The sequence below is a fragment of the Neobacillus novalis NBRC 102450 genome (genome assembly GCF_001591805.1).
Taxonomy (GTDB): Bacteria; Bacillota; Bacilli; order Bacillales; family Cytobacillaceae; genus Neobacillus; species Neobacillus novalis.
This window is the reverse complement of the sequence record NZ_BCVP01000026.1, coordinates 75,588-95,937: the sequence shown is the minus strand read 5'-3', so window position 1 is coordinate 95,937 and position 20,350 is coordinate 75,588. Positions and strand designations below refer to the sequence as shown.

Here is a 20,350-nt window from a genome sequence, read left to right as displayed (position 1 = left end):
GCATCTAGTTCTTCTAGATGCCTTATTTACTGCTTAAGTTTTTACTGGAGATATCTATCCAGTAAAGAAAAGAGGAAAAACATATGGGATATGGACAACATCAAAGTTTTTATTTAAGAGATAGATGGCTTAATAAAGCTATAAGACATATTAATGATGATGAAAGATTTTTTTACGATAAGGAAGCTTTTGAAAAAATTGGGTTAGGAAAAAACATGGTACAATCCCTTAGATATTGGGTTTTAGCAACGCGGGTTGCTCAAGAGAAATTTAATGATGAAAGAAAAAAAGTGTACAAAATTACACAATTTGGCAAAATATTATATAAATTTGATAGATTTCTGCAATTTTTGGATTCAGCAGCAATAATACATTATCATTTGTCATCTCGAAAAGAACCTAGTACTGCATGGTATTGGTATTTTAATAAATTAAATGAATCGGTTATAACAAAGGATGAACTAATATCAACATTTATAGATTGGGTGAAAGCAAATGAGGAAAAAGAGGTTTCAGAAAAGTCACTCAAGAGGGATATCGAATGTTTAATAAGATTGTATGTTGCTGGAAATAACAATGAAGATCCTGAGGAAGTTATCCAAAGCCCTTTATTTAGATTAAATCTGTTAAAAGAAACAAAAGGCGTAGTATATAAGGTGCAAGGGGATCCAAAGAATATTGGAATTACAGCATTAATGTATGTATTATTAGCGTTTAAAGAAGAGAAGGAAACGAATGTAATTACAGTTGAAGAAATTATTAATAACGAGGGATTATGGGGAAGGGTCTTTAACATGTCGCGTTCCTCTGTTATTAATTCGCTAGAAACATTGACCAACCATCCTTTTTATCCATTAAAATTCACTAGAACAAACAATTTAGACACTATTCGCATACCAAATATTTCACCAATAGAGTTTTTACATAAAGAATATGCGAGAAAGGTTGAATCGTTAAATGTTAACAGCAACTAAAAATTTCAAATCAAGCGTAAATATTAAATTTGATTTAGAGAACATAGATTTTCTAAAAAAATATATGCCAACTCCCTCTCATGCAGAAGCATTACATGGTGTTCTTAATGGTTTTAATGATACTTCCAATAGAAGATCTCATATTGTCATTGGACCATACGGTACTGGAAAATCTTTGTTAGGGACTTTGCTTGCTGCTACTGTTTCAAAAAATATTAACAATAGAGATTTTAACGTTATTAGAAAAAAATTTGCATCAGTTGATGATGATATACATGATGAGCTTATAAAAATAAGATCTAAAGAAAAGCGTTATCTTCCTGTAGTCCTAAATGGATATGAAGGGAATTTTAAAAATAGTATATTAACTGCAATCCAAAAGACACTAGCTCAAAACGGTATAGGCATTATTGTACCAGGAGTTATGTTTAAAATTCTTCAAACAGTGGATAATTGGAAAGAAAACTACCCAAAAACCTATAAAAATTTTAAAAGTTATTTACGAGAAAGGGGAAAGCACATAGATGTCTGGAGACTTGAAGTACAATCTCAAAATTTTAATGAGATAAATTGGTTCAAATCTATTTTCCCAAGCTTAACTTCTGGAACTGAATTCTTGGTTGATTTTAGTGGGGACTTTATTGAACAAATAAAGTTCATCATTGACGAACTTAAATTATTAGATATTGGATTGTTTGTTGTTTATGATGAATTTGGTCGGTTTTTACAGAGTCTAGAACATAATGAAGTAAATGAAACAATGCAAAATTTACAAGATCTTGCTGAATTAGCAGATCATTATACTGTGGATTTACATCTTTTATTTATTACACATAAACATTTACGGCATTACTTTTCTTCTTTTAATCAGGAGTTACAAAATGAATTTCAACGAATTGAAAAGAGGTTTAAGCTTTATTATATCGATAGTGATTCTTCGACATTTTTTAGAATAGCCCAAACTGCTATTAGTAATCTGTATGATATAAATAAAAGTTTATTTAATGTTACTGAGATTACAAATCAATTAAGGAAGTACCCCTTATTTCCAGAATTAAATCAAGTTGAGGTAGAAAATTTAATTGTTCGTGGAACATATCCTATTCACCCTGTTACACTTTTTCTTTTACCTCAGTTATCAAGTCTATATGGTCAAAACGAAAGAACTCTTTTTACTTTTATGGAAAGTAAAGAGTCTAATAGTTTATATAAACACCTAACAGGTAAAAATAATTATTATTTACCGAATCAGCTTTTTAGTTATTTTTTTCCAAACTTCTTTGATGTTGACTTTGAAGAAAAGGATAAAATAGCATCTCTATACAAAGGTATTATTACGAAAATACCTGAAATTAGTTATCCTACTAAAATCGGTATTCAATTATTAGACATTATAAAGTTTATTACCTTATGGGAGCTGTGTGGACTTCAGTCAAAGGTAAAACTATCAACTGATTTTATAGCTTTTGCTCTAAATGTGAGTGAAGTAGATATATCAGAAGAGCTAAAGGTTCTACAGAGTCTAAAGGCAATCCGTTATAACAGGATTTTAGGCTACTGGGAGTTGTTTGAGGGAAGCAATTATAATATTGATGAGCTTGTAGCAGAAAGATCGGAACAACTAAAGATTGATAAAGAAAAAATCCTATCAATTTTTGAAGAATCTCTGACTAAGAAGTACTTTTTAGCTCGAAAATATAATGATGAAAAAAGTATGACTCGATTTGCTGCTGTTAACATATTATTCAGTAGTGATATTTTATTAGACAAACATGATCCAAATAGTATTTTATCCAAAAAGAACACGGATTCGTTGATAAATTTAATCATACTTGAATCCCAAAATGATAGGGATGACATCATTCAAAAAATTATAAGCAAAAATGATCAATTATCATTTTATTGTATACATCCTTACGCATTAGAAACCATATACGATTCAATTTCCAAACAATATATAATAAGAAATTTAATTAATGACGAAGTACTCTTAAATAGTGATAAAAATCTAAAGAAAGAGCTCCATTTGCATCTTGAAAATATAAAACATGACGTCAATAAATTTATTAAAATATTTTTAGATTTTTCTAGTGAATTGACCTGGTTTCGAAATATTCGAAAAATAAAAATTGATAATGAAATTATTTTAGAGGAGCAGCTATCTCAACTAATGTTCGGTTTGTATCCGGATACCCCAGAGGTTAGAAATGATGGGTTTAACCGACGTAAATTAAATAATATGCAGTTAAAAGCAGGCTATAAAGTTGTTAACCAACTACTAACCAAACCCTATATTCAAAATTTAGGAATTGAAGGAAATGGGCCGGAGTATTTAATTTATGCATCTATCTTTAAAAATAACAATTTGCGTTTGAATGAACTTGATAATATTAAATCACCTGAGCTAAATAGATTAAGAGTAAAACTATTAAAACTTTTAAATGAAAAAAATAGTGGTAGTTTCCAAGATTTAATTAGTATTTTTACTAAGAAACCGTTTGGAATCAGACAACCATTAATTCCTATTCTATTAGTTGCATTAATAAGAGATAAATGGGATCAAATTCTATTTTATAATAACGAAATGTTTATATCCCAATTAAATGGAGAAATAATATTTTCAATGGTTCAAGAACCAGAGAAATATAATTATGTGTTTTTAAGGCTTAACGATGAATTCAATCAGTTCCTTTCCATTATGGAGCAAATATTCTCGGATTATATAGATACGGGGAACATCCAAACAATTAAACCAATTTTAGTGTCACAAGCGATACTAAAATGGTTGAGAAGTTTACCAAGATTTGTGCAAATAACTAGAAATTTGGATGACGAACTAGTAAAATTTAAGGATGAAATAAGAACGAGTGAAATTGATCCACAAAAAGGTTTGACTCTTTTGTATGAACGTTTCAAGTATAGTCCAGTAAATCTAGAAAAGTTCGTGAGACGATTAAATAATGAATATAGTAGTTTTAAAAGCGAACTTGTAAATGAATTGTTCAATACTGTTGGTGTAAAAGATTTAATAGAGTTACAAACTTGGATAAAACAACAAAATCCGATCTTTTATAAGGAAAACAATCTTTTAAGATCATTAAATTTACATTTAGAATCCGAAGATTGGATAGAAAGAATTACCTCCGATATTGTTGGTGTAGAGCTTTCTAATTGGTCTGATAAGACTAAAGAAATGTTTTTAGTACAAGTTAAGAATAATGTCTCTAAGTTAGAGGAAGAGAATACTAGTGACAATAATTCAATTGTTATTAACTTTAACAATAAAAGGAAGATTATTAAGAAAGCTGAGTTATCCACCAAGTCAATAACATTACACCAAAATGTCACAAGGATCTTAAAAAACGGTGGACGTAATGTTCCGAAGGAAGAAGTCGAGAATATCGTTTTACTACTGTTAGAAGAATTTGTTGAATAGGAAGTGGCTACATTGGAACGGAAACCTGTACATATTGCAATGTTTAGTGGAGGCGCCTCTAGTGCCTACGTTGCCTATAATATGGTGCAAAAATATGGTAGAGAGAATTCAATTTTATTTTTTACCAATACTCTGTGGGAAGATGAAGATAACTATCGCTTTATGGATGAAATAGCAGAATATATAGGAATTGATATAACTGAGCGTATAGATGGCAGAACACCCGAGGAAGTATTTTATGACTATAGATTCTTAGGTAATTCTAGACTAGCAAAATGCTCGGAAGAACTAAAAGTCTATCAAACTATTACTTTTTTAGAAGAACTAAGAGATGAACATAATTTAGAACCAATCCTTTACTTTGGAATAGGACCGCATGAGAAACATCGTGCTGATAATTTAACGGAATTTTATAAACATCATCCTTTAGAACCAATTGTAACCAGATTTCCTATGATTGATACTTTTACAGAAGATATTGATGTGAAATCTATTATTGAGAACGAATGGGGTATTAAACTACCAAGGATGTATTACATTACTGAAGAAATGCGTCCTGATTTGGCAGCCAAGGGTATTAAGGGATTTTCTCATGCAAATTGCGGAGGACGTTGCGTTAGAGGCGGCTTTCAACATTACGCTTTACTTTATGCAGTTTGGCCGGACCGTTATAAAGAGCAAGAGGAGATGGAAGAGCGATTTAGAGAACACTTCGAAAAGGATGTCTCGATCTTGAAACGAGATGGCGGCCCTTTTACTTTAAGAGAGTATCGTGAACAGTTGGAAAAAGAAGGAGTAGAAAAATCACTAAATATTAAAGATGAGAGTATTCCTTGTATATGCTCATACTCATAAATAAGTAAATAGAATTTAGGGAGGACTACGGTTCTCCTTTTTTATATGGCAGATTATAAATTATTTTTCTTAATTAGTAATACCAAATTCTTATATACTATGTAAAAAATAGTAGTTTTGTTGTAATATAAAAGTATCCATATTTTCCTACTAAAAAGGTGATTATTGGCAATGTATAAAGTTAAGGACATTATCTCTAGGGCGGATGAAGTTACTGTTGAAAAAATATTAGGTAAACAACTAGTTCTGTTAGTACAAAAATTAGATAAACAATATGTAAAGACGAACGAACTAAAAAAACTGATTTTTCACATTAATGAGGAAAGAAAGTTTCTTGATAATAAAAAATTTAGAGAAATCCTTATTGATTTACTAAGGGTAGAAGAAATAAAGTTACTTGCGGAAACGCTAGGTTATCTCAACAGTAAGGGCATAAATGAATATGTATTCTTGAAAAATAAAAAAATAATATCTAAAAGTGAAGACGAATTAATTTTTTATAATTTTTTTGATGTAAAGGTTCCGCAATTCAAAAACGAATTTGAACTCCAAGTAGGTAATCAAGAAACTATAGACCCAAGATATAAACTATTTCCTCATCAAAGAAGAGCTGTAAAAGAATTAATTGAAGTACTCAATAAGTATCCCCATCGAGTATTGCTCCATATGCCTACTGGTTCCGGAAAAACTAGGACTACTATGGATCTTCTTTGCAGTTACTTAAGAGATAATGAGCATACAGTAGTAATTTGGTTGGCTTCTACAGACGAACTATGTAATCAGGCTTATATAGAATTTAAAAAAGCATGGTCCTACTTAGGTAACAGACGAATTAACATTTCGGGTCTTTGGGGGAATACAGATAATAAGGAGGTTTACCACCTTAATGATGGTTTTATAGTGGCTGGGTTTCAAAAATTAACCCAATTTTTGAGGACTCATGATGGATTGAAATTATTATCTAAACTAGCTAGTAAAATTTCATTTATTATTGTTGATGAAGCACATCAATCAGTTGCTGAAAAATACCAAAGTGTTATAGAAATATTATTTAATTCAAAACACTCAACTAAATTGTTGGGATTAAGTGCAACTCCAGGTCGCACATGGAACGATATTGAAGAAGACCAAAAACTCGCAGACTTCTACAATAGCAAAAAGGTAACATTATCAATTGAAAATTATAACAACCCTGTTGAATATTTAATAGACAAAGAATACATAGCGAGTGTAAAATATAAAAATTTAATCTATAGCAATATTAATAACCAATTAGATCAATCTATTTTTTATAACTTAAACAGTAAAAAAGATTATTCGAAGGAAGTATTATCAATCTTGGGACAAGACTCAGAGAGAAATATACAGATTATAGAGCAAGTAATTAATTTGTCTCAAATTCACAAAAGAATAATTGTGTTTGCACCTTCAGTCGAAAGTTCTGAAGTTATAGCTACTATATTAAAAATAAAAGGGTTTTTAGCAAACTCAATTACTAGTAATACGGAATTAGAGGTTAGGAGAACAGTAATAGACAAGTTTCGACGCGATAGCGATGAAATAAGCATCATTTGTAATTATGGAGTTCTTACAACTGGTTTTGATTCACCAAATATTAGTGCAGCTGTTATTGCCAGACCAACATTATCATTAGTTTTATATAGTCAAATGGTTGGAAGAGCAATTAGGGGAAAAAAAGCGGGCGGAAACAGTGTTGCTGAAATTGTAACAGTTGTTGATACGGAGCTTCCTGGTTTTAGAAGCGTTGCAGATTCTTTTTATAATTGGGAGGATGTTTGGGATGATTAGTTTAAAAAATTCATACGTTCCTGCACATTTAGCTATTGAAGCAATGAGAGACAATGGATATAAGAACACAGCATATGCTGTTTGTGAGCTTATTGATAACTCAATACAGGCAAATGCTTCTCACGTACAGCTGCTTTGTGGTGAAGCTGAACGACAATTATCGACTAGGCGATCTTCGAAATTGGAGCAAATAGCCGTATTAGATAACGGAGATGGTATGTCACCTGATGTATTGGCATTATCACTTCAATTTGGAAATGGTACTCGATTAAGAAAGGATCAACGGACAGGTATAGGCCGCTTTGGCATGGGACTGCCAGCATCATCAATTTCACAATGTAAACGCGTAGACGTATGGAGTTGGCAAGATGGAGTAGAAAATGCTTACCATGTTTATTTAGATGTAAATGAAATTAAAAATACTAAATCTAGCTCTATGCCAGAACCGTTCAAAAAAGCAGTTCCCTACATATATTCAAAAGTAGTTAAAGAGTTTGGTCGTACTGGAACACTAGTAGTTTGGTCTAGCATCGATAGATTAATGTGGAATAAGGGTGAAACCTTACTAAGGCATTCGGAATCCTTGATTGGCAGGATCTATAGAAAGTTTATTCATTCAAATCAACTTAAGATTCAAATGACTGTTTTTGATCTCGATAATCCTTCTTATGTATCAAGAGATCAACTTTCAAAACCAAACGATCCTTGTTATCTAATGGCTAAAACTAATTGCCCGGAGCCGTTCCATAATAAGCCGATGTTTGAAAAACATGGTGGAGAAAATTACGAAAGAATATTCAGGGTTAATTACAAGGATCAAAACCATGATATTTTTGTTCGAACTTCTATCGCGTCATTAGAAGCACGAACTGATGACAACGCCGGTAATACACCACATGGTAAGCATGCTAAAGATAATACTGGAATATCCGTTGTAAGAGCAGGTAGGGAATTAGAACTAGATCAAACATTAGTTTCACAAAGTGATCCAACAGAAAGATGGTGGGGAATAGAAGTTGAGTTTCCACCTTCATTAGATGAGCTAATGGGAGTAACAAATAATAAACAAACAGCCAGAAATTTTTCAGATATATTAGGAATGATACATCAAATTATTGACCTACAAAGAAAAGGAAAAGACATTGACGAAATTAAAGAGGAATTGGAAGAAGAGGGCGATCCAAGAGCTCCATTAATTGAAGTAGCAGACTACATATACAAACAAATTACATCATTGAGAAAACTTATTAAAGAACAAACTAAAGGAATGCGCAGTAAATCAAAAAGGTATGAAAATACTGAAATCGAGAAAAAAGCTACTGAATATACTCAAGAAAGAAAGAGACAAGGTTTTGTTGGAAGTAGCGATATAGATGAGGCTCTTACTCCAGAAGAAAAGGTTGAAAACATACGTACGGATCTTATTACATCGGGGGTAGAAGAAGAAGAGGCTCAGGAGATTGCAGTTTATACAGTGACAAATAACTTAAAATATTCTTTTACTGAATCTTATTTTGAAAGCGATGCCTTTTTTACAGTACAGCCAAGTGGAGGTGCATTGAACATTCTCCTTAACAGAAATCACCCTGCATATGAGCATTTAATTGAAGTCTTAGATAATAACGAAAGTAGTAATAGTAGAGATCTACAAGATAGATTAGAGAAAGCTTCAGAAGGTTTAAGATTATTGCTTGCAGCGTGGGCTAGATTTGAAGATGAAATACCTGACGGAGAAAGAAAAGACGATATACAGGATGCAAGAAAAGACTGGGGAAGAATTGCTAAGAAATTTTTGAAAAAGTAAAGGTTATTAAAAAACAGGGTTTACATTGAATTAATAATGTAAATCCTTTTTTTTATGAATTCTTAAAAGGAATTAAGTACTACAATCAACAATAATAACGAAGGATAAAATTTTAAAAAAAGGGAAAGCTTGTCCTATGATTATTTATTTTAATATCATATTTCTTTAGATACATAAAAAATTTGGACTAGGTACCAATTTCCAAAATCAAAATACTTTGTATTATAAAATATATGTGAGTTGTTTGTTTGAAATAAATTTGGTCAAATAACACCAGTTAGGTGGTTTTTAACATGAAAAACCCACTGTTAATAAATAAGGAAATAAAAATGAATCAACGTGTTCAAGTATATAGGAATCTTCAGAAAAGGATGTTTTCTGTGCTTGATAAAAAATCACGACGAGTTATTTCATATCAAGAATCTTTAATTTTGTCAGATGTAGAATTTAAAATTCATAAATCAGGACAAGAGAAAGTAAGACGAGAAAGACAAAAAAATGTTCACGCGTATGTAGTAGGAAATTATATTGGAAATAAAATAGATATCATACAACATAACAAGTTAATCTATTACAATCCATATGTTACAGATTCATTTATAATTGTTGATAATAATGAACCAATATATAGAGCTGATATTTGTTATTTGATCAATGGAATGTGTTATGTTGACAATAGTATTTAAAAAAGTGAATTTTGTTCAGGCTAATAAATATTTAAACGTTTTTGGCATATACACTTAAGGTGTTTGTCAAGAAAGTTGTCGTAATTCCTCAAAATCCTACTGCGCTATCGCTTGGTTGGTGGCCACTTCATAAAATATTGCTTCTTACGCACTAATATTTTATGAAGAGGGTAAAATTTTTATTGATCATTCCGATAGTTTACTTGTTTTCTCCTCATCTTTTATCGGATTTAATGCCACTGATTTGTGGGCAGACCAATCCCTTGTTGAGCGAGACTAAAGTTCTGGGTGCCTGGACTTTGCTTGCTCATAAACTTCTTTTCGCTTCTCCAGAATTTCTATATATTACCCGGCATGACATTGGTGTGGTGTCACGAAATTTAATCCATTATGTTGGTGTTCACAGGCATATTACAGCACAAATTCTGCTGCCCATGAACGTGCTGCATCTAGGGACACAAACCCTTTATGTGGATACTCTGGCCGATACTTCATTGTCCGAAACATGGCCTCAGAATAAGGATTGACATTACTCACTCGCGGTCTTGAATAGGACTTTTGAATGCATAATTTCTGTAATAAGACCTGAAAGGTCGCGGTTTTCATAGGACTTCCGTTATCAGAATGTAGAACTAAGGGTTCACCTGCAATCTTTTCGCTAATGAACGCTTTTTTGATTAGCTCTTCTGCGTACACTGCATCTTCATTTTCCCATACATCCCAACCAACTGGCATTCTACTAAATATATCAATCATATAAAGCCTAAAATAGGGACCCTTAATAGGACCTGGAAGCCATGTAATGTCCCATGTCCACACTTGATTTGGTTTTGGAATCATGGGGACGGTTCTTGTGGCAAGGATATCCATACTAAAAACCACGAGAATCGCACCCGTGACAAGATAGGAGCGGAATGAAAAAATCCCGTGTTCCATTTATGGAACCGCAATTTTTTTATAATGCGCAGATTTATTTACTTTTTCTTCAATACACCTTTTTTCACCAAATTAACAAGTGTTCCTTTATTTTTATACCGATTATAAGCAATTAATCTATTTAAGTCTTTTATGGTTAAGGCTGACGGATCAATTGCCAATTCGAATTCATACTTAATTTTGTCGATTAAAGAAAGGGCATATTCAATTTGTTTCGGGGTTAAGGTGTAATCGTCTGGATCTGCCGGCTGATTTTGATCGGGTGAATCCTTTTTTGTATATTCCAGTGTTGCTGCATGCTCCCTAATTTTTGCCTCTACTAATGCTTCTACGTCAGCTTGGCTAATGGGTTTGACGGCCGGTTGGGGTGTTGGTTCTTTCCCTTTTAATAATTTATCTAGGATTCCTTTTAACAAAATTTCCACTCTACTTTCATGAGTTCTATTGTTTTCTATGTATGTAGGATTATATCTTCCATTCTATTATCAAAATAATAGGACTAAAATACAATACCTTTGGTGAATTTTGTTTGGAATAGTAGAAAAATGTTAAAATAAAAGGATTATATACCCATTCGTTTAAGGAAAAGTGCACTATTTGTAGTATAATGGAGGAAAATGCAGATTTTGGAGCGGTTATTATGGCGATTACAATTCCTGAGACAATTAGATCGACTGCCACTGCTGGCGAGCGACTGTTTTTCCGAACATTAAAAACCTATTTGCCAGATGATTATATTGTCTATTTTGAACCGGAAATCCAAGGGAGAAAACCTGATTTTGTGATTATAGGTCCTGATCTTGGATTGGTTGTTTTGGAAGTGAAGGATTATACGAGAAATACACTTTTTCAAATTAATCATGATGAATGGCATATCGTGGCAACCAATGGGGATCAAACAATAGTTCAAAGTCCGATGAATCAGGCAAGGGACTATATGTTTAAAATAACTGATGTGCTGAAAAAAGATAAAAACCTAATCGAGTCAGATGGAAAATATAAATTGAAATTGAAGTTCCCTTATGGTCATGGTGTTGTTTTTACAAGATTGTATACCAGGGACTTTATTAAAGATGGACTATATACGGTCATTGAACCCAACTTGTGCTTAGCAAGAGATGAAATTGATCCCGAAAATGATGGGTTTTCAGAAGAAATCTTGATGGAAAAAATCATGAATATGTTTGTTGTGCCGTATCGATTAAAGGAACCACTTTCCATTGAGGACATAAATGCCATCCGTTATCATTTGTTTCCTGAGGTCCGGATTAGTGCCGAATTTAAGGCTCCGGTGCCGTATCAGGATCAACTGCTCTTGTCTTTACATGATATTAAGACAATGGATTTGCATCAGGAGAATTTAGCGAAACAGATTGGCGATAAGAACCGTTTGATTCGCGGTGTCGCGGGAAGCGGGAAGACAATTATTTTGGCGAGCCGGGCGAAGATGTTGTCAAAACAAAATCCTGATTGGAAAAATCTAATCCTTTGCTATAACATTTCTTTGGCCAACGCGATTCAGCAGATGATCCACCATATGTTGAATGAGCCAGAGGATCTATTTGATTTTGATCCAACTGTAAAACAGGCACAAAACCAAAACATTATCGTACGGAATTTTCATGCTCGGTTAAAGAATGATTTAAGAATTAGAGAGCAGAACCTTACTGTGATTATTGATAAGATCGAGAAGAAGGAAACCATTCTACCTTCCTATGATGCTATTTTGATTGATGAAGGGCAGGATTTTGATGCGGAGTGGCTGCGGCTTGTTAGTCTCTTAATAAATACCGATACTCAGTCGCTTTTATTGGTAGAGGATCGAGCGCAGACAATTTACCGGCGGAAACGATCGTACTTACAGGATACAGGATTAAGCTTTCAAGGTAGATCAAAGGTGTTGTCGATTAACTATCGGAATACGCAACAAATTGTTAAGTTTGCCTGGGATTTTTACCGCGAACATTCAATGTTTAAAAATAAGGTCGTGAATCGAGAACTCGATGGAGAAATTATCGCCCCACAAAGCACCAGCGGAAAGGGCCAGAACCAGGGATTATTAAGGCTGCCAATTTCTTTGATGAAATGAGATTAGTTGCCAGGCAAATGAAAAAGCTGCATGAAGAGCGGAAGATTCCTTTTGATGAAATGCTTATTTTGTACCGGGTGAAAAAGAATCATAAATATCCGTTTGTGGATATTATTAAACGCTTGTTAAGGGAGTCGGACTTACCGTTTTTTTGGATTACGGAAAATGATGTTTCCAAGCGATCCTTTAAAAAGGATGATGGCAAAATTAAAATTAGTACCATAGACAGCAGCAAAGGTCTAGATTTTCAGGCCGTATTTATCGTAAATGTTGATTCCATGCCATTTCCGCTTCAAGACGATAAGGAGAGGGAGGTTTCCTTATTTTATATCGGGATGACGAGGGCGAAGGAATACCTGTGCTTGTCGTACTCAGGCGAATCGGAATTTACACAGTATTTGGATCAAATCATGGATAAAAGGCATCAGAAAAAGACTGGTATTGAGAAAATCAATTAGGAAATAAAGGGTCAGTCCCCCGTGGATTAAAGCTTTATTATACCGGGGACTGAACCTTTTTTTTCTGAAAGACGAAGGATATAAAGTATATGTCACGAATATACGTTCCTCTTTTGGAGAGGGTATGATATTACTGGAAGTAAAATAGAATAGGGATTTCCCAAGGGTGGTCGGTACACTCCCAAAAAGAAGGGGGGGTGATGCCGAATGACAGTTTTTGAATCATTAATGTTTGCGATAGTCTTTGCTAGTCTAGTCGAAGCTATACTGTCATTTAAATTGATTGGATACGGATATAGCGACTAAAACAATAAACAGAGCATTGTGAGGTTGAAACTGCCCCTTTTTTGTTTGTATGTATCCTTTGCTTCATGAATTCCAATAACAATCCCGAAAAAAATGAAATAATTTTTTGTTAAAGATTCCATAATAATAGGCAATTGGGTTTCTGACGACCTTTGCAAATTTCAGTTTTCTAATAAGTTGTCTGAAGGAATCAATCGCGATATCCACGACATTCAAATCCTTCAATTTTTCCTGATTTTATACACATTGGGCTTTTCCGTTACTTCCTTAAGCCTATTGATGAACATACTGTTTAACAATATAGTCCCATAAAGAAAAGGCGAAATTTTTGCCGCAGAATTACACCCGAATAGAAGAAGATAATTATTTTCTTATTAATACCTCACCATTTTTTTTATAGAATGAAAACTTCCCAAGCCTCTCAATGGATACATCAAAAGGGTAGAACATTGCGTCCTTATTGGAGAAAAACCAACGGCGACCATTCTTTACTGTTATAAAAAGACCATTTTCATCTCCTACTGGGGTCAACCCTTCACTATCATCTCTCCAGTTAGGAATACCGATTTTATTTAAATTCCTTACAAATGGAATCACCTCATCAACTACTATTCCAATCTCACTAATATTAAGCAAATCATCGGATGAGAAATTATGTTCGATTCCATTTTTTAAATTGTGACGAGCAATAAATTCTATTATATTTTCAGAGGGATCTTCAAAATATATAGCATGGGCGTTCCAACTATTGAAAAATACTTCAGCTGAATCTTCCTCTGTATTCAAAGCTACTTTTGATTTAATCCAGGACTTTGCCTCTTCCATTTTATTTTCGGGTATATTAATAGCAAAGTGATAAAAAGGATTTGAATCTGACTGCAAATCTTGGAAGGTAACAGCAGTAGAACCTAATTGTACCGTAAAAGTATTTGAATCATGACTTAGAATTTGAAGTTCAAGTATATTTTTATAGAAATCTTTCATTTCATTTATTTTGTTTGTTAGTAATGTTATTTCAGTAAAATTCAAAAGTTCCTCCCCCTTTGTATAAAACCTTGTCATCTTCAGACTCATTCTATCATAAATATCTAGTTGTAAAAAATTTGTTAATTAATTAGTGGCCCTTTAATGGAATAAGGAATGATTATTTGTTCCCTTCCGATAGCTTTCTATATAATGAAGCCTTAAATACATTTGTAATTTCACAAATTTGATTTACGGTCATACTTCTTTCTTTATATTGCTTTACTGCATACTTCATACCAGCGTGATTCCTATGATATTTCTTTAATCGTCCTTTAAACTTTCCATCTTTTTTTCCAGCTCTATTCCTTCACGTTGCCGCATACGGATTAGATCTCTTCTAATTGATTTACACTAGCCATAACCGTAATCAAGAATTGACTATATGGATTATCTTCTGATAAATCTAGCCATGTATCTTTGGGTAATTTAATAAGCATCTTGAAAGATGATAAGCTCAGAGGGATTCCGACTCTGAGCTTTTCCTGTCTAGTTACAATGTGTTTTATGTTACATTTTCCAATGGAATTTAGCCAGTTATATTAGATTTACATAACAGACGACCGTGATGGAAAATCACTCCTATAATTGTATTATTTTTTGGTAATTACGCAATTGCAACGGAAAATGCCGGCAAATAATATAAAATAGGAAGGGATTTTAATAATCATTAGAAGGGGGTTCTTCTTCCTTTGAAAATAGAAACTAGAACGACATCAAGACATCCATTACTACCATTTCAAAGAGGATTGTCTCTCCCCGTTTTAGGGAAGTTCTGGCTTAGTCACGGACTTGCTCTTATATGGATGGTTTTTTCAATTGTGCTTTCAGTCCCATGGGTAAAGGAATTGGGGCAAGTGGAGACGGTTCCTGTTGCCATTGTTATAAATTGATTGGATACGGATATAGAGACTAAAACAATAAACAGAGCATTGTGAGGTTGAAACTGCCCCTTTTTTGTTTGTATGTATCCTTTGCTTCATGAATTCCAATAACAATCCCGAAAAAAATGAAATAATTTTTTGGTAAAGATTCCATAGTAATAGGCAATTGGATTTCTGACGACCTTTGTAAATTTCAGTTTCCTAATAAGTTGTCTAAAGGAATCAATCGCGATATCGACAGTATCGTCTATGTCCATATCAATTAATCTGTGAATCTGAATGTATGCCATCCGCCAATATTCTTCGATTAATTTTGCATCCGAGAAGAAGTATTGAACAAATTGAACAAAACGCTGTGGAACACGGTTGCTAACATAGGTGTGATCCAATACAGACGGTTCTTCATTACGTTTTTTTATCTTTTGATCTTTTTCAGTTTTTAAAAGATTAATAGTTTCTTTTGGGTGGTTCAATATTTCTTGTTTAGGTGGTTCACTAACGGGAAAACGATTGAACACAAAGAGATTGCTTGACTGCGAACCATTTTTTCTTTCCGTTTCATAGACAGTAAAGATCCCTAATGCTTTTGCTTTGTTAATCATCCGTTTAAACGTGGAACGCGAAATCCCGTTATCGTGATATTCATCATGAATCGTTTTTAAGAGAGTGCCGATTTTGGCATTACATACACCAGGTATTTTCGCAGCAAAACGAACCAGCCGCTTTAATCCGACTAGCTCTCCTTTTGAAAAATCTGTTTTGTGTTCCAATAACCACATCTCCAAATGACGATTAAATTCTTTTAATGTTTCAAATTGCGCATATTGTTCGAATCCTTCAATATTACCTGATTTTATACTCATTTTTGGCGCCGCCCTTCATCGCTTAGTTTCCGTTCAGCAACTAAACGATATCGGATTTTGCCGTTCATATCGAACTTGGAAAATTCACTTTTGGTGCTGATTTTTATACCAAAAGCGTCATATTTGCGTTCAAAAGTGAATTTTGACAGCGATTTTCGCATTTTGGGATGGATTTTCTATCAATTTATTAAAATTTAAAATCCTATTGTGGAATAAGCAAAATAAGGTTCCGATTACTCCCATGTTAGAAGAATTCGGTAGTCTATAAGGCCTTTTTTTTGTGCGTTACAGTTCTTCTAGAGAAACCATAGGAAACATGCCAAGACTTTGTTGCTTTCCTCTTATGCTGTTTTCTTTTGTTTTTTGTCTAAGAGATGACTAAAGAAAGTGAGCAGACTTGCACAAACGGCAACTACCCCACCGACCCATGTTACATTCATTAAATTTCCTTGATGATATACAATTCCGCCTAATGCAGAACCAAAAGCGATCCCTACGTTGCTTGCTACTGGCATAAGTGATGCAGCGAGTCCTGTTGCTTTTGGCTGATAAATTCCGGCAAGGTCTATTAAATAAAGCTGAGTAGATGTTGTTAACAGGATGGCCAATAACGACATCAAGCCAATGTTTGCAAATCCTAATATTGTATGATTGGTAGTCCAAAATAAACTTGTCAGAACAACTGCCTGCACAAGAAAAACAAACCTAAGGCGACCAATTGCATTGTGGCTGGCAATTTTACTCGCGAGGATGTTGCTGAAAATCGAGATAATTCCATAACCAAATAAGATGAAACTAATGGATTGATTTGGTGCTCCCATTCCCTTCAAGATAGGAACAAGGTAAGTAAAGACGGCATAAGTTGCACCAAATCCAAGTGCAGGAATGAAAAAAGCCATCAAAATTCGTGGATTGGTCAATAAAGAAAACTGATCCCGTAACGAACTGCGTATTTGGCTGAGCTTAGTAGGCAAGACGAAAAAGGATGTCAAAAACGCAAATCCTCCTAGTAAAGTAGTTAACATGAAAGTGGCATTCCAGCCGTACCATTCAGCGATGACAGTGCCAATTGGTACTCCAATCACGTTTGCCAGAGTAAAACCACCAAAAACGAATGATATAGCAAGTCCACGTTTTGCATTCGGCATGGATTCACTTGCAACAATCATGGCAAGTGAGATTAACACTCCTGTTACAATCGCCGTCATCATCCGAAGTGCAAGGAGCATGATGTAGCTTGTCGAAATCACACACAAAGCATTCAAGATGATAAACGATCCAATCAAAAACAACATCCATTTACGCTTTGGGAAATGACTTGTTGCTGACATCACGAGTGGTGTAGCAATGGCAAACGTAATCGCAAACGCGGAAACCAATGTGCCTGCTTTTGCATTTGTAATTTGAAGACTCGAGGAAATATCGGTTAAGATCCCGACGATAACAAATTCGCTTGTTCCGAGAACAAATGTTAATAAAGTAAGTGTTAAGATGAGTAACCAATGTCGCTTGGATAATTCTGTAGTACGCATAAATACCTCTTTTCTTAGATGAACGTAAATGTGTCACATGTTAGAACGACATCTCATCATACCATAAAACTTTTTTAAGAGAATAACCCTTGCATAATAAAGCCAAAAATAGGGGCCTATCTAAATATATTTGTTTCTAGGATTATTTATTGTTCTTTATAATTGGATTTTACCTAGCATTGATAGTTTAGCAGGAGCAACAATGGCCTATATAAAAGGTGTTGTTTTAATTGGATACGGTATTGGATTATATGTTTCTGCTGATTTTGGAGCATGTCCTAGACACATAAAACTTTCCGAAAGTGTCAGAGTTCGTTATGCTAGATTTATATAGAATACACGTTGAATAAAGAGGGGATTATTTGAAAAAACTTGCTTGGATTGCTTGTTTAATCTATTTATTAAATGGGTTTGGCCATATTATTATTGGCTCTGTGCTGGAGCCGATGGTTCATGCCTATCAAGTTGATTACAGTGCTGGTGGACAACTCATTATGAATCAATTCCTAGGTTTTTTAGTGGGGGTATTAATTGCTCCAGTGATTGTAAATAGTCTAGGGCGGAGAATGACGATTTTTGTAGCATTGTTCTGTTTTGCCCTATCCCAATTTGTCCTTAGTTTCTTGCCAGATTGGAACGTACTGCTCATAACAACGCCAATCGGCGGTGCTGGGTTAGGGATTGCTGAAACTGTGGTTGCAGCTCTTATCATTGGTTCTTTTAAAGAAAAAAAGGCAGCTGTGCTCGTCCTAGCCGAAGTGTTTTTTGGAGTTGGCGCTCTAGTTATTCCTACCGTATCTGCTATTTTTATTATGAATGGCATATGGAACCTATCATTTACATTCGTAGCAGTAATCATTACTGTAACAATGTTCCTGTGGTTATTTCTATCATTTGGAGATGCGGATTCTTTTTTAAAGAAACAGCCTCGGGCTGCCTTGCAGGATATAAAGTCGCCTGAGAGAAAACGTTATCCACGTAAAGGAATTCCAGTCATAGCTATAGGTGCTTTATTTTTCTTTTTTTATGTAGGGACAGAAATGACTTTCCCTAATTATTTACCTACCATACTAAGGAAAACGACAGATTTAGGTGAATCTGCACTAGCGATAAGTATTACGGTGTTTTGGGGTGCGATGACTATTGGGCGTCTTAGTATGGCAGTTATTATTGATAAAATTGGTTATAGAAGTCTTTTAATTATTTGCTGTATTGGTCAATTTGGCAGCATTTCCGGATTTGCCTTATCGACATCAGCAACCATGAGTTTTATCTCAATCTTTTTCGCGGGATTGTTAATGGGTGGGATATTCTCCATCGGGTTATTGCTTGTGAATGAGGAAGCGCAAGGATTAGAGGAGAACACGACAAGCATTCTAGTTGCGCTAGGTGGACTGGGCGGTGCGTTTCTTCCTAAAGTGGCAGGGGTATTCATTGACCGGTTTCCTATTGCGGTTACTTTATGGGGCCTTGTTGTATGTTCGCTCGTTCTTTTAATCTTAATGAATATGATTTTTTATTTTAAGAAAAGAGCGAAAAATCATTCCCTAGTACATTCAAGTTAAAGAGATAAGGGGACAGGCAGAGGCTGTAGAAAAAGTAACACTTTTTAAAAATACGGAAGATTCCTGAGGAGATTCCATGTTTGGCTGCGGCAGTTTACTTGCCCAAATCCTTAAGCTTCCGGCCTTCAATCGTGTACTTCATTGCTGCTAGACTTACGTTAAAGGTAATTTGCGATCAGTCCCCAAGCCCAATATACACTTGGGGACTGATCTTATATTTTAAAAGGTTATTATGACGATGGATGCATCCACTTAAATTCTTCATTCAGCTTACTTCTTTTTGACTTTTACTAATCCTTTCCCAAAATTACCTTTTTCAAAATAGCATATGACCACATCATCGACTTGTATATCATCATCTGATTCGATGCTTTGAGTAGAAAAAATGATCCCTGTCCCGTCATTACTTTTTCCATAATACCGTTTGCCTTCAATTTTGCTAATTTTATATTCAACTGTAATGTATTCAGAGGAATCATTGCTTTTCGTACTTGGATTGTTAACAGGAGCAATTGTATGGTTTCTAAGTAAAACTAATGCTATTAATACTAAGGAGAGCATCCCAAGGATGATCACTCTTTTGAACATGCTTCTCTACCTCCCTTTATGTATTGTATGAGATGGAAGAGGAAAGTAAATCCAACTTTTTTCCTTTGGTCTTTATACCTATTATTTCTGACAAGGCTTGCAAAACCTAAGTTCAAAAAAATAATCGTTCAGGCTTAATAAATTTTTGAACCTGAGCGTTTCCATACGTTGAAAAAAAGGGCTCTAAAAATTTTTAGAATCCTCAGTGATATTTAAAATAAGCGGAGATTTTCCGGTTAGACTGCAGAATAGAGCCCGGTTCCGGGTATATAAGCGGAGGTTTTCCGATTAAGCAAAGAAAAATTAACCATTTTCACGTTTTTCGAGTCAATAGTCGGAATCTTTCCGTCTATTTGAGCTGTTTTCAGTGCTATTTCTTAATTAAGGGAAATTTCTCCGCTTATTTATCAAACTCGCATTAGCGTCTAATGAACTTGTTCAACTATAGGTACTTTATTGAAAAAAAGAAGATTCAAAAAAAGGCTGCAATGATTACACACTGGCCCTATTAATGAAAAAGAATACCTAACAGACGACCGTAA

General features: G+C 34.2%; 15 protein-coding genes and 2 pseudogenes. 10 read left to right on the top strand and 7 right to left on the bottom strand.

Annotation, left to right across the window (positions count from 1 at the left end):
• Nucleotides 1–83: 83 nt before the first annotated feature.
• The 6 genes from BANVL01_RS19060 to BANVL01_RS19035 all read left to right on the top strand — a co-directional run bounded on the left by BANVL01_RS19060 (nt 84) and on the right by BANVL01_RS19035 (nt 9,564).
• Nucleotides 84–974: a DUF4007 family protein gene (locus BANVL01_RS19060; RefSeq protein WP_066086691.1), complete on the top strand. Its 891-nt coding sequence runs from the start codon at nt 84–86 to the stop codon at nt 972–974.
• Nucleotides 958–4,410 carry a hypothetical protein gene (locus tag BANVL01_RS19055; RefSeq protein WP_066086694.1) on the top strand — a complete coding sequence of 1,151 codons (3,453 nt, stop codon included), beginning with the start codon at nt 958–960 and terminating at the stop codon, nt 4,408–4,410. The genes BANVL01_RS19060 and BANVL01_RS19055 overlap by 17 nt, the downstream gene beginning before the upstream one ends.
• Nucleotides 4,411–4,413: 3 nt before the next feature.
• Nucleotides 4,414–5,265 carry a phosphoadenosine phosphosulfate reductase domain-containing protein gene (locus BANVL01_RS19050; RefSeq protein ID WP_235845655.1) on the top strand — a complete coding sequence of 284 codons (852 nt, stop codon included), beginning with the start codon at nt 4,414–4,416 and terminating at the stop codon, nt 5,263–5,265.
• Nucleotides 5,266–5,436: 171 nt separating this feature from the next.
• On the top strand, nt 5,437–7,074 hold the full coding sequence (locus BANVL01_RS19045; protein ID WP_066086698.1) for a DEAD/DEAH box helicase: 1,638 nt from the start codon (nt 5,437–5,439) through the stop codon (nt 7,072–7,074).
• The gene (locus BANVL01_RS19040) at nt 7,067–8,878 is read left to right on the top strand and encodes an ATP-binding protein (protein ID WP_066086703.1); all 1,812 of its coding nucleotides are present in this window, start codon (nt 7,067–7,069) and stop codon (nt 8,876–8,878) included. Before BANVL01_RS19045 ends, BANVL01_RS19040 begins: the two co-directional genes overlap by 8 nt.
• Nucleotides 8,879–9,171: 293 nt before the next feature.
• Nucleotides 9,172–9,564, top strand: coding sequence for a L5-gp82 domain-containing phage-derived protein (locus BANVL01_RS19035; protein WP_066086706.1), 393 nt, complete (start codon nt 9,172–9,174; stop codon nt 9,562–9,564).
• 411 nt (nt 9,565–9,975) lie between these two features.
• On the opposite strand, the gene BANVL01_RS19030 is transcribed toward BANVL01_RS19035, so the two are convergent.
• The gene (locus BANVL01_RS19030) at nt 9,976–10,500 is read right to left on the bottom strand and encodes an IS3 family transposase (RefSeq protein ID WP_066086707.1); all 525 of its coding nucleotides are present in this window, start codon (nt 10,498–10,500) and stop codon (nt 9,976–9,978) included.
• Between the two features lie 38 nt (nt 10,501–10,538).
• Nucleotides 10,539–10,925, bottom strand: coding sequence for an ABC transporter ATP-binding protein (locus tag BANVL01_RS19025; protein ID WP_235845654.1), 387 nt, complete (start codon nt 10,923–10,925; stop codon nt 10,539–10,541).
• Nucleotides 10,926–11,140: 215 nt separating this feature from the next.
• Here BANVL01_RS19025 and BANVL01_RS19020 point away from each other — a divergent pair.
• Nucleotides 11,141–13,047 (top strand): annotated as a pseudogene (locus BANVL01_RS19020) (DEAD/DEAH box helicase).
• 669 nt (nt 13,048–13,716) lie between these two features.
• Here the strand turns inward: BANVL01_RS19020 and BANVL01_RS19015 are convergent.
• Nucleotides 13,717–14,382 carry a toxoflavin lyase-like VOC family protein gene (locus BANVL01_RS19015; protein WP_066086711.1) on the bottom strand — a complete coding sequence of 222 codons (666 nt, stop codon included), beginning with the start codon at nt 14,380–14,382 and terminating at the stop codon, nt 13,717–13,719.
• A 115-nt stretch (nt 14,383–14,497) separates the two neighbouring features.
• Nucleotides 14,498–14,807: pseudogene (locus BANVL01_RS27445) on the bottom strand (helix-turn-helix domain-containing protein); the annotation flags it as partial.
• 261 nt (nt 14,808–15,068) lie between these two features.
• Between BANVL01_RS27445 and BANVL01_RS19005 the strand changes: the two are divergent.
• Nucleotides 15,069–15,269, top strand: a complete 201-nt coding sequence (locus BANVL01_RS19005; RefSeq protein ID WP_066086713.1) for a hypothetical protein — start codon at nt 15,069–15,071, stop codon at nt 15,267–15,269.
• An 86-nt stretch (nt 15,270–15,355) separates the two neighbouring features.
• Here BANVL01_RS19005 and BANVL01_RS19000 read toward each other — a convergent pair whose 3' ends face one another.
• Together BANVL01_RS19000 and BANVL01_RS18995 are read right to left on the bottom strand one after the other, a co-directional pair.
• Nucleotides 15,356–16,123 carry a hypothetical protein gene (locus tag BANVL01_RS19000; protein ID WP_066086716.1) on the bottom strand — a complete coding sequence of 256 codons (768 nt, stop codon included), beginning with the start codon at nt 16,121–16,123 and terminating at the stop codon, nt 15,356–15,358.
• A gap of 341 nt (nt 16,124–16,464) precedes the next feature.
• Entirely contained in the window at nt 16,465–17,655 is a 1,191-nt protein-coding gene (locus BANVL01_RS18995) for an MFS transporter (RefSeq protein ID WP_066086722.1), read from the bottom strand.
• A 130-nt stretch (nt 17,656–17,785) separates the two neighbouring features.
• On the opposite strand from BANVL01_RS18995, the gene BANVL01_RS27440 reads away from it, so the two are divergent.
• Nucleotides 17,786–17,989, top strand: coding sequence for a hypothetical protein (locus BANVL01_RS27440; RefSeq protein ID WP_156482365.1), 204 nt, complete (start codon nt 17,786–17,788; stop codon nt 17,987–17,989).
• 28 nt (nt 17,990–18,017) lie between these two features.
• Nucleotides 18,018–19,220 carry an MFS transporter gene (locus tag BANVL01_RS18990; RefSeq protein WP_066086725.1) on the top strand — a complete coding sequence of 401 codons (1,203 nt, stop codon included), beginning with the start codon at nt 18,018–18,020 and terminating at the stop codon, nt 19,218–19,220.
• A 270-nt stretch (nt 19,221–19,490) separates the two neighbouring features.
• Here BANVL01_RS18990 and BANVL01_RS18985 read toward each other — a convergent pair whose 3' ends face one another.
• On the bottom strand, nt 19,491–19,808 hold the full coding sequence (locus tag BANVL01_RS18985; protein WP_066086728.1) for a hypothetical protein: 318 nt from the start codon (nt 19,806–19,808) through the stop codon (nt 19,491–19,493).
• Nucleotides 19,809–20,350 lie beyond the last annotated feature (542 nt).